A 15,136-nucleotide genomic window follows, 5' to 3' on the forward strand; every position below is an offset into this window, starting at 1 on the left:
GCGCCCGAGTTGCATTATCTTTGCGTGCAAATTACCATGAATCCGCTTATGACAACCAAACAACAAACGCTCAAGGCTCCGATCTCGTTCTCGGGCAAGGGCCTGCACACGGGCGTCAAAGTGACGATGACGGTCAATCCGGCCGAAGCCGGCACGGGCATCGTATTCCGCCGCACCGACATCGAGGGGCAGCCGCTCATCCCCGCCCTGTGCGACTACGTGGTGGACACCTCGCGCGGCACGACGATCGAGGCAGGAGGCCACCGCGTCAGCACCATCGAACATATCATGTCGGCGCTCTGGACGCTCGGCGTGGACAACGCCCTGATCGACATAGACGCCCCCGAGACGCCCATCCTCGACGGCTCGGCCCGCGAATACGCCGAGGCCGTCACCCGGACCGGACTGGTGGACCAGGAGGCCGAGCGGCAGTTCTACCACGTCACCGAGAAGATGGTTTACACGATCCCCGAGAAGGGCACGGCGATCATTCTCTACCCCGACGACGAATTTTCGGTGTCGGTGCACGTGGACTACAACTCGAAGGTCATCGGCAACCAATACGCCACCTTCGAGCCGGGCGACGACTACGCGGGAAAGATCTCGCCCTGCCGCACGTTCGTCTTCCTGCACGAACTCGAACCGCTGATGAAGATGAACCTCATCAAGGGAGGCGATCTGGACAACGCGATCGTCGTGGTCGAGAATCCCGTGCCGGACGAGCAGCTCGAACACCTCAAGAAGCTCTTCAACAAGCCCGACATCGAGATCAAGGCGGGCTACCTGAACAACCTCGAGCTGCGCTGCAACAACGAGCTGGCGCGCCACAAGCTCCTCGACCTGCTGGGCGACTTCGCGCTGCTGGGCGTGCGCATCAAGGGCCGCGTATGGGCCACCCGCCCGGGCCACTTCGCCAACACGGAGTTCATGAAACAGCTCAAGCACGCCATCCGCAAGGCCGGCGAGAAACCCCGCTTCACCTACGACTGCCGCAAGCCGGCGCTCTACGACATCAACGCCATCCGCCACATGCTGCCCCACCGCCCGCCGTTCCTGCTCGTGGACCGCATCTTCCACCGCGACGACACGGACGTGGCGGGCATCAAGAACGTGACGATGAACGAGCCGTTCTTCGTGGGCCACTTCCCCGAGGAGCCGGTCATGCCGGGCGTGCTCATCGTCGAGGCCATGGCGCAGTGCAGCGGCATCCTGGTCTTGGGCGGCGTTCCCGACCCGGAGAACTACTCGACCTACTTCATGAAGATCGACGGCGTGAAGTTCAAGCGCAAGGTCGTCCCGGGCGACACGCTGCAATTCGAAATTCACCTGCTGGAGCCCATCCGCCGCGGCGTGGCCGTGGTCGAGGGCAAAGCCTTCGTCGGCGAGTCGCTCGCCTGCGAGGCGATCATGATGGCGCAGGTCGTCAAGAACAAAAAGTAGCGCGGCGATGATAAGCAAACTTGCCTACGTCCACCCCGAAGCCAGGCTCGGGGCCGACGTGACGGTGGAACCGTTCGCCTGCATCGCAGCCGACGTCGTGATCGGCGACGGCTGCTGGATCGGTCCCGGCGCCGTGATCCACGACGGAGCGCGCCTCGGCCGCTGCTGCAAGGTCCACACGGCCGCCTCGGTGTCGTGTCTGCCGCAGGACCTGAAGTTCGCCGGCGAGAAGACCGTGTGCGAGATCGGCGACCACAACGACATCCGCGAATACGTCACCATCAGCCGCGGCACGGCCTCCACGGGCACGACGCGCATAGGATCGCACAACCTGCTGATGGCCTACACCCACATCGGCCACGACTGCGTGGTGGGCAGCCACTGCGTCATCGCCAACCGCGTCTCGCTCGCGGGCGAGGTGCATGTCGGCGACTGGGTGGTCATCGGCGGCCACGCGGCCATCCACCAGTGGACCCACATCGGCGAACACTCGATGATCCAGGGCGGCGCGCTGCTCGGGCAGGACCTGCCGCCGTTCGTCATCGTGCGCAACGACACACTCCGTTTCGCCGGCATCAACAAGATCGGACTTTCGCGCCGCGGCTTCACGCAGGAGCGCATCGCCGAGATCCACGACGCCTGCCGCATCCTCTTCCAGAGCGGACTGAACTACATGGCCGCCTGCGACGAGGTCGAGCGCATCGTGCCGCAGAGCGACGAGCGCGACTCGCTCGTGCGGTTCATCCGCACCTCGAAACGCGGCGTCATCAAACCCTACGAGACGCGGAGCCGCGAGGAGTGAGCCTCCGTTCCGCGGGGCGGCATGCGGGGGACCTGCCTTCCGGGGAGGTCCCCCGTTTCGTCGCGGAGAGGCGCGCCGTGCGTCAAAATTTTTCCTATAAATATTTGTATATCGGATTTTTTCACTATATTTGCGTTGTCGAAAGACGAAGCGAAGCGGAAAGGGGACGGAAAGTCCCCTTCTTTCATAGTTGCACACGACCGAAAAACAGCGATATGATCGACACGAAAAAGATAACCGAAGCGGCGGAACGCCATCTCGAAGGGACCGACATGTTCGTCGTGGAGTGCACCTCGACGCCGGGCAACGAAATCGAACTGACGATCGACAGCGACACGTCGGTCGGCATCGACGCCTGCGTGGCGCTGAGCCGCGCCGTGGAGGCCGACCTCGACCGCGATGCGGAGGACTTCTCGCTGACGGTCGCCTCGGCGGGCATCGGCTCCGAGCTGCGCACGCTGCGGCAGTACCGCAAACTCGTCGGACGCCCGGTGGAGGTGCTGCTCACGAACGGCGTGAAGATCCTGGCCCACCTCGACGAGGCGACCGACGAAGGCGTCACCCTCTCCTACGAGGAGAAGCAGGCCGTGGAGGGCAGGAAGCGCAAGCAGCCGGTGAAGGTCACGCGCTCGTATCCCTTCGCACAGATCAAGTACACGAAGGAGTGGCTGGATTTCAAATAGCGCCCGGCCGCCTGCGGCGCAGGACGGCATGCAAAGGAACGAAATATACAAAGACAGATAATTAGCACACAATGGACAACCTGAATTTGATCAGCAACTTTGCCGAGTTCAAAGAGCTGAAGAACATCGACAAACCGACGATGATCGGCGTATTGGAGGACGTCTTCCGCCACGCGCTTCAGAAACAGTACGAAACGGACGAGAATTTCGACGTCATCATCAACCCCGAGAAGGGCGACCTCGAAATCTGGCGCAACCGGACCGTCGTGGAGGACGGCGCCGTGGAGAATCCCAACATGCAGATCGCCGTGTCGGAGGTGAAGGCCATCGACCCGACCTACGAGGTCGGCGACGAATACGCCGACGAGATCAAGCTCTCGTCGTTCGGCCGCCGCACGGTGCTGTCGCTGCGGCAGAACCTCGCCTCGCGCATCCTCGATCTGGAGAAGGCCAGCCTCTACGAGAAGTACTCGGAGAAGGTCGGCGAGATCGTGACGGGCGAAGTCTATCAGGTCTGGAAGAGGGAGGTGCTCATCCTCGACGACGAGGAGAACGAGCTGATCCTTCCCAAGGCCGAGCAGATTCCCAACGACTTCTACCGCAAGGGCGACACGATCAAGGCCATCGTCAAGTCGGTCGAGATGAACAACAACCAGCCGCGCATCATTCTCTCGCGCACGGCCAACCAGTTCCTCGAGCGGTTGTTCGAACAGGAGGTTCCCGAGATCTTCGACGGCCTGATCACCATCAAGAAGATCGTCCGCATCCCCGGCGAACGCGCCAAGGTGGCCGTGGAATCCTACGACGAACGCATCGACCCGGTGGGCGCCTGCGTCGGCATGAAGGGCTCGCGCATCTACTCGATCGTCAAGGAGCTGCGCAACGAGAACATCGACGTGGTGAACTACACGGCCAACACGCAACTGATGATCCAGCGGGCGCTCAATCCCGCGAAGATCTCATCGATCACCATAGACGAGGAGAAGAAGACCGCCTCGGTTTACCTCAAGCCCGACCAGGTGTCGCTGGCCATCGGCAAGGGCGGCCTGAACATCCGCCTCTCGAAGATGCTCACGGGCTACGACATCGACGTCTATCGCGAGATCGAGGAGGAGGACGTGGCCCTCACGGAGTTCGCCGACGAGATCGACGGCTGGATCATCGACGCGCTGAAGAGCGCCGGCTGCGACACGGCCAAGAGCGTGCTGGAGCTGCCCGTCGAGGAGATCGCCGCCCGCGCCGACCTCGAACTGGAGCAGGCGCAGAAGGTCGTCGAGATTCTGAAGGCCGAGTTCGAATAACCAAAACCGAAAGAAAGGAGAACAATACGATATGGGTAATGAAAGAAAATTAAGGCTCATTCAGGTTGCCAAGGAGTTCAACGTGGGTATCAACACCATCACGGACTTCCTGCACAAGAAGGGCATCAAGAGCGACGGATCGCCCAATACGCTGGTCGATGCGGAGACTTATGCCGTTCTGGAGAAGGAGTTCGGGTCGAACCGCGCCGCCGCGAGCGCACGCAACTCGATCCGCGAACGCATCTCCCTGAAGCAGACGACCATCACACTCGAGGAGGCTAAGAAGCAGGAGCGCGAGGAGGAAAAGGAGGTCGTCATCAAAAGCAACGTGATCAGCGTGAAGGACGAGATCCCGCAGATGAAGATTCTCGGCAAGATCGACCTCTCGCCCAAACCCAAGCCCGCTCCGGCCCCGGCGCCCCAGCCCGCGCCCGCGAAGACGGAGGCTCCCGCCCCGAAGGCGGAGGCCCCCGCGCCGGCACAACCCGAGAAGAGCGCCCCGGCAGCGCCCGCGGCTCCGGCACAGGCTGCACCCGCTCCCGCACGGGAGGAGCCGAAAGCCGCGGCCCCGGCAACCCCGGCCGCCGCGCCGGCACAGCCCGAAGCCCCGGAGAAGACGGCTTCGGCCTCCGCTCCGGCAGCCGAAGCGCCCAAGGCCGAAGCGCCGAAGGAGGAGGCGCCGAAAGACAACATCTTCCGCCCGGCAACGGTGACCCTCACGGGTCCGCAGGTGCTCGGCACGATGGACGTGTCGGGCTTCGTCCCCGGCGGCAAACACAAGCGCAAACGCCTCCAGAAGGAGAAGGTGGACGTTTCGAAGGCCCAGAAAGGAGGCTCGCAGGGCGGCGGCAAGCAGGGTCAGGGCGGCCAGGGCGGCAACGGCGGCAGCCGTCCCGGCGGCGGGCAGGACCGCAACCGCGGCGGACAGCAGAACCAGCCCCGTCCGGGCGAAGGACGCCGCAACAAGAACAAGAACACGCCCAAACCGGTCGTCCGCCCCGAAGTGAGCGACGAAGAGGTTTCGAAGCAGGTGAAGGACACCCTGGCCCGTCTGACGGCCAAGGGCGCCAAGACCAAGGCGGCGAAATACCGCAAGGAGAAGCGCGAAGCCGTGGCCGAACGCATGAGCGAGGAGTTCGAACGTTCGGAACAGGAGCGTTCGACGCTCAAGGTCACCGAGTTCGTCACCGTGAGCGAGCTGGCCACGATGATGAACGTCCCGCCCACCGAAGTCATCACGGCCTGCATGAACCTCGGACTGATGGTGTCGATCAACCAGCGTCTCGACGCCGAGGCGCTCGTGGTCGTGGCCGAGGAGTTCGGCTACAAGGTCGAATTCGTTTCCGTGGAGATTCAGGAAGCCATCGCCGACGACCACGAGGACAAGGAGGAGGACCTCGTGCCGCGTCCGCCGATCGTGACGGTCATGGGACACGTGGACCACGGCAAGACCTCGCTGCTGGACAACATCCGCAAGACGAACGTCATCGAAGGCGAGGCGGGCGGCATCACGCAGCATATCGGCGCATACAGCGTCGAGCTGAACGGCCAGAAGATCACCTTCCTCGACACCCCGGGCCACGAGGCCTTCACGGCCATGCGCGCCCGCGGCGCGAAGATCACCGACGTGGCCATCATCATCGTGGCGGCCGACGACAACGTGATGCCGCAGACGATCGAGGCGATCAACCACGCGCAGGCCGCCGGCGTGCCGATGGTCTTCGCCATCAACAAGATCGACAAGCCCAACGCCAATCCCGACCACATCAAGGAGCAGCTCTCGCAGATGAACTACCTCGTGGAGTCGTGGGGCGGCAAATACCAGGACCAGGAGATTTCGGCCAAGAAGGGGCTGAACCTCGACAAGCTGCTCGAAAAGGTGCTGCTCGAGGCCGAGATGCTCGACCTGAAGGCCAACCCGAACAAAAAGGCCGTCGGCACGGTGATCGAATCGACGCTCGACAAGGGACGCGGCTACGTCTCGACGGTGCTGGTGCAGGCCGGCACGCTGCATGTCGGCGACGTGATCCTCTCGGGGACCTTCACCGGCCGTGTGAAGGCCATGTTCAACGAGAACGGCAAGAAGGTGGCCGAAGCGGGTCCCTCGACGCCCGTGCAGGTGCTGGGTCTCAACGGCGCCCCGCAGGCCGGCGACACGTTCAACGTGATGGAGGACGACCGCTCGGCGCGCGAGATCGCCAACAAGCGCGAGCAGTTGCAGCGCATGCAGGGCATCATGACCCAGAAGCACGTGACGCTCGACGAGATCGGACGCCGCATCGCCATCGGATCGTTCAAGGAGCTCAACATCATCGTCAAGGGCGACGTGGACGGCTCCGTGGAAGCCATGTCCGGATCGCTCATCAAGCTCTCGAAGGAGACCGTGCAGGTCAATGTCATCCACGCCGCCGTGGGCCAGATTTCGGAGTCCGACGTGCTGCTGGCCGCCGCCTCGAACGCCATCATCGTCGGCTTCCAGGTGCGTCCGTCGGCCGCTGCGCGCAAGGTGGCCGAGAAGGAGGAGATCGAAATCCGCCTCTACTCGATCATCTACGACGCCATCAACGACATCAAGGACGCCATCGAGGGCATGCTCGAACCGGTGATGAAGGAGGAGATCGTGGCTTCGGTCGAGGTGCTGGAGATCTTCAAGATCTCGAAGGTCGGAACCGTGGCGGGCTGCGTCGTGCGCGAAGGCAAGTTGCAGCGCTCGACCCCGATCCGCGTCATCCGCGACGGCATCGTGATCTACACGGGCAAGCTCGGCTCGCTCAAGCGGTTCAAGGACGACGTGAAGGAGGTGGCCTCGGGTCAGGACTGCGGTCTGAACATCGAATCGTTCAACGACATCCGCGTGGGCGACATCGTCGAAGGATACGAACAGGTGGAAGTCAAACGCAAATAACGGCCGGTCGGGTCGGGACCGCCGCACGGCGGCCCCGACCGGCGGGAAGCGACTGAAAAGGGAATAGGAACGGAAGCAGACAAGAATCAAAACCAATATCCCAAACACACAACATGAATACGCAGATCAAATTTACGACTCCCGAAGAGGCCGTCAAGGTCATCAAATCGGGCGATCATGTGCACCTGAGCTCCGTGGCATCGGCTCCGCAGTGCCTGATCAACGCCATGTGCAAGCGCGGAGAGGCCGGCGAACTGAAGGACGTGCACGTCCATCACCTCCACACGGAGGGTCCGGCCCCCTATGCCGATCCGAAATTCGAGGGCGTCTTCCAGCTCGACTCGTTCTTCGTGGGCAGCAACGTCCGCAAGGTGACGCAGAGCGGCTACGCCGACTACATTCCGATCTTCCTGAGCGAAACCCAGCGGCTGTACCGCTGCGGCGCCGTGCCGTGCAACGTGGCGATGATCCAGGTCTGCCCGCCCGACAAGCACGGCTACGTGTCGCTCGGCACGTCGGTGGACGCGACGCTGGCCGCCGTGGAGTGCGCCGACTACGTGATCGCCGTGGTGAACAAGCACGTGCCCCGTTCGTTCGGCCAGGCGATGATCCCCATGTCGAAGATCGACCTCTTCGTGGAGGACGACACACCGCTCATGGAGGCGCACTTCTCCGAGCCCAACGAGGTCGAGACGGCCATCGGCAAGCACTGCGCCGCGCTGATCGAGGACGGCGCGACGCTCCAGATGGGCATCGGCGCCATTCCCAATGCCGTGCTGGCACAACTGGGAGGCCACAAGAACCTCGGCATCCACACCGAAATGTTCGCCGACGGCGTGCTGCCGCTCGTCGAGAAGGGCGTCATCAACGGCGAGGCCAAGAAGACCGACCCGGGCAAGATGGTCTCGACCTTCCTGATGGGTTCGCAGAAGGTTTACGACTTCATCGACGATAACCCCGGCGTGCTGATGATGGACGTGGGCTACACGAACGACCCCTACATCATCTCGCAGAACGACCGCATGACGGCCATCAACTCGGCCCTGCAAGTCGATCTGACGGGCCAGGTGTGCGCCGACTCGCTCGGCACGAAGTTCTGGTCGGGAGTGGGCGGCCAAATCGACTTCGTCTATGGCGCGTCGCTGTCGAAGGGCGGCAAGGCGATCATCGCCATGCCTTCGATCACGAACAAGGGCGTCTCGAAGATCGCCCCGGTGCTCACGGCCGGCGCGGGCGTCGTGACCACGCGCAACCACATCCACTGGTTCGTCACGGAGAACGGAGCCGTCGATCTCTACGGCAAGACGCTGCAGGAGCGCGCCCGGCTGATTATCTCGGTGGCGCACCCCTCGGCGCAGGAGGAACTCGACCGGGCCGCCTTCGAGCGTTTCGGCGAACACCACCACTACGTCAAGAAGTACATGAGCGAAAACTAACCGCCGCCGATCGCGGCCCCACGCACGCGGGATTCCGGCTTCGGTCCGGAATTCCGCGTCTTTTTTCTGTCTGAAACGTTTTTTAATATGTTTCATTTGGTTTCGATAGAAAAATATTTTATTTTTGTGAGGATATACAGGCAAAACAAAATCGTTATCGTGCGGACACACTCAAATAATCATACGTTTCAATTCAAATCAAAAACTACTATGAGACTCTCAACAACCAAAACCCTCATCGGCTCGCTGTGCGGGGCCGCCATGCTCTCCGCCGGCCTCGTCTCCTGCGCTCCGAAACACAACACGCTCTCCGAGGCGGAAATCGCCGACGGCTGGCAGCTCCTCTTCGACGGCAAGACGCTCGACCAGTGGAAGGACTTCAACGGCGACTCGCTGACGCAGCCCTGGACCGTCGTGGACGGCTGCATCCAGGCCAAAGGCGGCGGCAGCGACCTGTCGGGCTATATCGTGACGAAGAAAGAGTACGAAAACTTCATCCTCGACTGGGAGTGGAAACTCTCGCACGGCGGAAACAGCGGCATGCTGTACCACGTGGTCGAAGATCCCTATTTCAAGGTTCCCTACGTGACCGGTCCCGAATACCAGCTCATCGACGAGGAGGGCTGGGAGGAAGTGAACGCCCCGACGAAGCTCGAGGAGTGGCAGCGCCTGGGCGTGGATTACGCCATGCACCTGCCCGACAAGGCCGCCATGCAGGTCAATCCGCAGGGCGAATGGAATTCGTCGCGCATCGTCTTCGACAACGGCCACGTGGAGCACTGGCTCAACGGCAAGAAGATTCTCGAGTTCGAGGCGTGGACCGACGACTGGTTCGCCCGCAAGCACAGCGGCAAATGGGAGACCGCTCCCGAATACGGTCTGGCCCGCAAGGGCGTGATCTGCCTCCAGGACCACGGCGACCCGGCTTCGTTCCGCAACATCAAGATCAAGGAGTTGCCCCGCAAGGCCGGCAAGGAGGTCGCGCTCTTCAACGGCAAGGACCTCACCGGCTGGGAGGCTTACGGCACGGAGAAGTGGTATGTGGACAAGGAGGGCAACCTCGTCTGCGAAAGCGGTCCGGACAAGCAGTACGGCTACCTGGCCACGCGCGACTACTATAACGACTTCGACCTCACGGTGGAGTTCAAACAACTGGCCAACGGCAACTCGGGCGTCTTCTTCCGCTCGTTCGTGGAGCCTCCCGTGAAGGTTCACGGCTGGCAGTGCGAAGTAGCTCCCAAGAACTTCGACACGGCGGGCATCTACGAATCCTACGGCCGCGGCTGGCTCGTGCAGATTCCCGAGGAGAAGGAGTCGATCCTCAAGGAGGGCGAGTGGAACACGCTGCGCCTGCGCGTCGAGGGCGACCACGTCCAGACGTGGCTCAACGGCGAGCCGATGGTGGACATCCGCGACGAGAAGATCGGCGCCGCACAGGGCCGCATCGCGCTCCAGATCCACGACGGCGGCGGTATCAAGGTGCAGTGGCGCAACCTGAAACTCACCGAGCTGTAAACCGAACGACAACCTGAAAAACGACACTCATGGGAATCAACAGAAGAAACTTCCTGAAAACGGCCGGCGGTCTGGCGTTGCTGACGATCGTCCCGAGCCGGGTGCTGGGAGGCCCAAAGCATGTCGCCCCGAGCGACCAGCTCACCAAGGGCATCATCGGCACGGGCGGCATCGGCCGCAGCAGCTACCACTTCACCAGCGACGAGCAGTGCCGGCTGGTGGCCCTCTGCGACGTGGACAAGAACCACCTGGCGAGCGCCGTCGAACTGGGCAAACAGAAATTCGGCCAGAAGTTGCAGACCTACCATTTCTACCGCGACCTGATCAACGATCCGAACGTGGACATCGTGCACATCGCCACCCCGCCCCACTGGCACGGAATCATGGCCGTCGAGGCCGCCCGCGCCGGAAAGGACATCTGGTGCGAAAAGCCGATGACACGCACGATCGGCGAGGGCAAGCGCGTGATGGAGGCCGTCAAACGGAACGGCCGCATCTTCCGCCTGAACACCTGGTTCCGCTTCCAGGACACCTTCTACGGCCTCGGCACGACCGTCCAGCCGCTCAAGAAGCTCGTGGACAGCGGCATGCTCGGCTGGCCGCTGAAAGTCACCATCTCCGGAGCCACGGGCTTCACCTGGAAATTCTTCTGGGTGGGCAAGGAGAACCTCACGCCGCAGCCCGTGCCCGCCGCGCTGGATTACGACCTCTGGCTGGGTCCGGCTCCCTACAAGCCCTACAATGCGCACCGCACGCACCAGACCTTCCGCGGCTACTGGGACTACGACGGCGGCGGCCTGGGCGACATGGGACAGCACTACATGGACCCCGTGCAGTACCTGCTGGGCAAGGACAATACCTCGCCCGTGAAGGTCGAGGTGGACGCCCCGCAGCAGCATCCCGACGCCATCGGCATCTGGCGCAGGATCGTCTATACCTACGAGGACGGCTGCCAGATCGTCCTCGAGGGCGAAGGCTTCGAGAGCGAGGGCAAAGTGCCCTACATCGAAGGTCCGAAAGGCAAAGTTTACAAGGGATTCGAATGCACGATTCCGGACGTGATGAACAAGCTCGCCGAGCTGCCCGATCCGGAGCCGCAGAACACCGATTTCATCAAGTGCATCCGCAACCGCGAACGCTTCGCGCTCGACGAAATCAAGGGCTACCACAGCGCGACGCTGGTGAACATGGCCCTCTGCGCGCTGCGGCTCAACCGCACGCTCCGTTTCGATCCCGCGAAGCAGCTCTTCGTCGGCGATGACGCGGCCAACCGGCTGATCGACCAACCGATGCGCGCACCGTGGAAAATCTGATCCGTAACGTCCAAAACATGCACACCATGAAGAAAATACTCGTCATATTGCTCGCCTCCTGCCTCCTGCCGCTGGCCGCAGGGGCGCAGGACGCCCGGCAGCGCACCGCCACGACCATCGTCGCCGATGCGCTGGCGCAGCTCCCGGCCCAGACCTCCGAAGTCTATAACGGCCTCATGCGGGAACTGGCATCGACCGGCGCCGCGGGCGTCCGGGAGATGGCCGGCATGCTCGTGCCCGCCGACAAGGGACAGAACGCCGTCGTGGAGTACGCCCTGAACGGCGTGACCGACTACGTGACCGGCGAAGGGCTCGACGCGGCCCGCGCCGAGGTCCGCAAGGGGCTGGCCGAAGGAATCGCCGCCTGCACGGACAAGCCCAACCAGGCATTCCTGCTCTCGCTGCTCCAGATCTGCTCCACCGAAGAGGACATTCCGGTATTCGTGAAATATGCGGACGACGACTACCTGGCCGACGCGGCCGTGCGGGGCCTCGTCTCGACACCCGGAAGCGAGGAGGCCGTTCTCTCGCTGATGCAGAACGCCCCGCGGCCTTCGGCCCTGCTGGCCTATGCCGCCTCGAAACGTCCGAGCGAGGGAGCCGAGGAGATCCTCCTCTCGTGGCTGACCGACTACCAGACCGACGACGCCACGAAAGAGGCAGTTTACAACGCCCTGGCCGCCTGCGGCGGCAAGAGCTCGCTCAGGACGCTGGCCGATGCGGCCGCCGCTTCGGACTACGATTTCGGCAAGACCGACGCCACGAGCGCCTACATCCGGCTGGTGAACCGCCTCGCCGACGAAGGCGACACGAAGAGCGCCCTCGCCGCAGCCCGTTCGCTGGCGAAGGCCACGGCGCGCACGAACGTCCGCGCCGCCGCCCTGCAGATCATTCTCCGGACGGATGTCAAAAAGCGCACGCAGAACCTGCTCGCCGCCCTCCGGGACGGCGACCGGGAGTACCGCGGCGCGGCGCTCGACTTCGCCGGCGACTTCGCCGACGAGGCGCTCTACGCCGCTGTCGTCCGGAAGATGCCCTCGCTGACCGAACAGGCCCGCACGGACATCGTGAACTGGCTCGGTGCACGCCATGCCGCCTCGCAGACCGACGCCGTCGTGGCGATGATCGGCTCCGACGACGACGAACTGGCCGCGGCGGCGATCCGCGCTGCCGGGAAGATCGGCGGTACGGAGGCCCTGGAAGCCCTGATCGCCTGCCTCGACGGCCCGCACGCCGCAGAGGCGAGCGCTGCGCTGCTGGCGTTCAATGGCAATGTGAACGAAGGCGTGCTCGCGGCGCTCGACGGCGCCCCCTCCACGCAGGTTCACGCGCTCAAACTGGCGGCCGCCCGCCGGATCGCCCCCGCTGCGGACAAGGTGTTCGCCCTGCTCGCATCGGAGGATGCCGCCGTGCGGACCGCCGCGGCCGACGCCCTGGCGGGTGTCACGACCGTCGGGGATTTCGACCGCCTCTGCGACCTGCTCGACCAAACCTCGGGAGAGGAGATGCGGAAGGTACAGGACGGTCTGAAGAACGCCCTCGCCGCACAACCGGCCGACGTACAGTTCGATAAGGTCTCCGCACGGATGGCCGCCGCGAAGGAGCGGACGCGCTACTACCCGCTGCTCGCCCAGGCCGGCAGCCGCGAAGCGATCGACGCCCTGCTCGCAGCAGACGACCGCGACGCCGCCTTCGCCGCACTGCTGACGGTGGACAACGCCGAAATGATCGGCGTGCTGTCCGATCTGGCCGCGCGGAACCCGGCATGGAAAGACAAGGCCCTCGCCCGCTATACGGATTTCGTGGCGACCTACGCTCCGGCCGAAGAGCGTCCCGCGCTTTACTGCAAAGGGCTCGAGGCCGACCCCTCGGCCGACGTGCAGAACCGGCTGCTCCGCGCGCTGGCCGCGACCTACTCGTTCCCCTCGATCGAGGTGGCGGCCCGCTATCTCGGTACGCCCGCAACGGCCGAAGCGGCGGCATTCGCCGTCAAGACCATCGCGGCGAAGAACCCCGGCATGGGCGGCGAGACGGTCGTAAACGCACTCGAAAAGGCGCAGGAAGTATATGCCGCGCTGGCCAAGTCGGATGCCGACGCCGGCTATGCCGTGGACGAGATCAAGGGGCTGCTGGCCAAATATGCGGCCGTTCCGCGCTTCGAGCTCTCGCCCGAAGAGGCGGCCGAAGGCTTCGAGGTGCTCTTCGACGGACTCTCGATGGAGAAATGGACCGGCAATACGACCAACTACGTGCCCCTCGACGGCACGATCGACGTGACGGCGCAGTACGGCGGTTCGGGCAACCTCTACACGAAGAAGGAGTACGGCGACTTCGTTCTGCGCTTCGAGTTCGCGTTCGTCCGCCCGGGCGTGAACAACGGAATCGGCATCCGCACCCCGATGGGCGTCGATGCCGCCTTCCACGGCATGGAGATTCAGGTGCTCGACCACGACGATCCGATCTACAAGAACATCGAGATCTACCAGCAGCACGGATCGGTTTACGGCGTCATCCCGGCCAAGCGCGTCAAGTTCGGCGAGTTGGGAACCTGGAACGTCGAGGAGATCCGCGCCGTAGGCGACCGGATCACGGTGACGGTGAACGGCGAGGTGATTCTCGACGGCAACATCCGCAAAGCCTGCAAGGGACACAACGTCGCCCCCGACGGTTCGACGAAGAATCCCTACACGGTGGACGGACGCAACCACCCGGGACTCTTCAACAAGAAGGGACACATCGGCCTGCTGGGCCACGGTCCGGGCATCCGTTTCCGCAACATCCGCGTCAAGGAGCTCTGATCTTCCGACACGACGACAAAAAGCCTGCTCTCCGGAGCGGGCTTTTTGCATTCGGAAGCACGGGGTTTCGGAATAAAATCGTATCTTTGTGCATGGAAGCGGAGGCCGGCCGTAACTTCCGTCCGCTGCCGCTTCCGGAACACACCAGCGCAAACAACAATGACCGCTTCCGCATCATCCGGTGCGGGTCCCGTGACGATCGTAGCCATCGGCGCGGGAAACCGCACGAACAAGTATCTGGAATACGCCGTCCGGCATCCCGAGCGGCTGAAACTCGTCGGCGTCGTGGAACTCAACCCCCTCCGCCGCCGCACCGTCGCCGAAAAATTCGGACTCGGCGCCGCGCAATGTTTCGAGAATTACGACCGGTTTTTCGAGAACCCCGTCCCGGCCGACGCCGTGCTGATCGCTACACCCGAAAACATGCACTTCGAACCCTGCATGAAGGCCATCGAAGCGGGCTACAACGTCCTGCTGGAGAAGCCCATCGCGCAAACCCTGCCCGAATGCGTCCGGATCGCCGAGGCGGCACGGCGCAAAGGGGTGATCGTAGGGGTTTGCCACGTGTTGCGTTACCATCCCTACTTCATCAAAATCAAGGAGATCGTCGATTCGGGCGAGCTCGGGGAGATCATTTCCATCAGCCATATCGCCTCCGTGGGGCTCGACCGCACGACGCACGGATTCGTGCGCGGCATGTGGCGGAAGGAGGAGGTCACGAACCCGATGCTCATTTCAAAATGCTGCCACGACATCGACTTCCTGCTGTGGCTGACCGAGGCACGCTGCCGGAAGCTCTCCTCGTTCGGGTCGCTCCGCTGGTATCGGCGCGAAAACGCCCCGGCCGGCAGTACGGAACGCTGTATCGACTGCCCCGTGGAGAAGGAGTGTCCCTATTCGGCCGTGGACCTCTACTACAACCGCCGGGACTGGATCTCGAATT

Annotated in this window: 10 protein-coding genes (1 of these 10 running past the window's edge); all 10 read left to right on the top strand. The window is 63.3% G+C overall.

Annotated elements, in window-relative coordinates:
* Positions 1 to 48: 48 nt before the first annotated feature.
* On the top strand, positions 49 to 1,440 hold the full coding sequence (locus FME97_RS02435; RefSeq protein WP_141427704.1) for a bifunctional UDP-3-O-[3-hydroxymyristoyl] N-acetylglucosamine deacetylase/3-hydroxyacyl-ACP dehydratase: 1,392 nt from the start codon (positions 49 to 51) through the stop codon (positions 1,438 to 1,440).
* Between the two features lie 7 nt (positions 1,441 to 1,447).
* The gene (lpxA, locus tag FME97_RS02440) at positions 1,448 to 2,242 is read left to right on the top strand and encodes an acyl-ACP--UDP-N-acetylglucosamine O-acyltransferase (protein WP_141427705.1); all 795 of its coding nucleotides are present in this window, start codon (positions 1,448 to 1,450) and stop codon (positions 2,240 to 2,242) included.
* 215 nt (positions 2,243 to 2,457) lie between these two features.
* The gene (rimP, locus tag FME97_RS02445; protein WP_141427706.1) at positions 2,458 to 2,925 is read left to right on the top strand and encodes a ribosome assembly cofactor RimP; all 468 of its coding nucleotides are present in this window, start codon (positions 2,458 to 2,460) and stop codon (positions 2,923 to 2,925) included.
* 71 nt (positions 2,926 to 2,996) lie between these two features.
* Positions 2,997 to 4,226, top strand: a complete 1,230-nt coding sequence (nusA, locus tag FME97_RS02450; RefSeq protein WP_141427707.1) for a transcription termination factor NusA — start codon at positions 2,997 to 2,999, stop codon at positions 4,224 to 4,226.
* A gap of 31 nt (positions 4,227 to 4,257) precedes the next feature.
* On the top strand, positions 4,258 to 7,131 hold the full coding sequence (infB, locus tag FME97_RS02455) for a translation initiation factor IF-2 (RefSeq protein ID WP_141427708.1): 2,874 nt from the start codon (positions 4,258 to 4,260) through the stop codon (positions 7,129 to 7,131).
* A 113-nt stretch (positions 7,132 to 7,244) separates the two neighbouring features.
* A complete protein-coding gene (locus tag FME97_RS02460) occupies positions 7,245 to 8,567 on the top strand; it encodes an acetyl-CoA hydrolase/transferase family protein (protein ID WP_141427709.1) in 1,323 nt (440 codons plus the stop codon).
* A gap of 261 nt (positions 8,568 to 8,828) precedes the next feature.
* Positions 8,829 to 10,082: a 3-keto-disaccharide hydrolase gene (locus FME97_RS02465; protein WP_232522952.1), complete on the top strand. Its 1,254-nt coding sequence runs from the start codon at positions 8,829 to 8,831 to the stop codon at positions 10,080 to 10,082.
* Between the two features lie 29 nt (positions 10,083 to 10,111).
* On the top strand, positions 10,112 to 11,395 hold the full coding sequence (locus FME97_RS02470) for a Gfo/Idh/MocA family oxidoreductase (protein ID WP_141427711.1): 1,284 nt from the start codon (positions 10,112 to 10,114) through the stop codon (positions 11,393 to 11,395).
* A 26-nt stretch (positions 11,396 to 11,421) separates the two neighbouring features.
* Positions 11,422 to 14,193: a 3-keto-disaccharide hydrolase gene (locus FME97_RS02475; RefSeq protein ID WP_141427712.1), complete on the top strand. Its 2,772-nt coding sequence runs from the start codon at positions 11,422 to 11,424 to the stop codon at positions 14,191 to 14,193.
* A gap of 159 nt (positions 14,194 to 14,352) precedes the next feature.
* Positions 14,353 to 15,136, top strand: the 5' portion of a protein-coding gene (locus FME97_RS02480; RefSeq protein ID WP_141427713.1) for a Gfo/Idh/MocA family protein. The gene runs 488 nt beyond the window's last position; the window shows 784 of its 1,272 coding nt (coding positions 1-784); the start codon lies at positions 14,353 to 14,355; its stop codon lies off the right edge, out of view.

The sequence above is a fragment of the Alistipes dispar genome (assembly GCF_006542685.1).
GTDB lineage: Bacteria > Bacteroidota > Bacteroidia > Bacteroidales > Rikenellaceae > Alistipes > Alistipes dispar.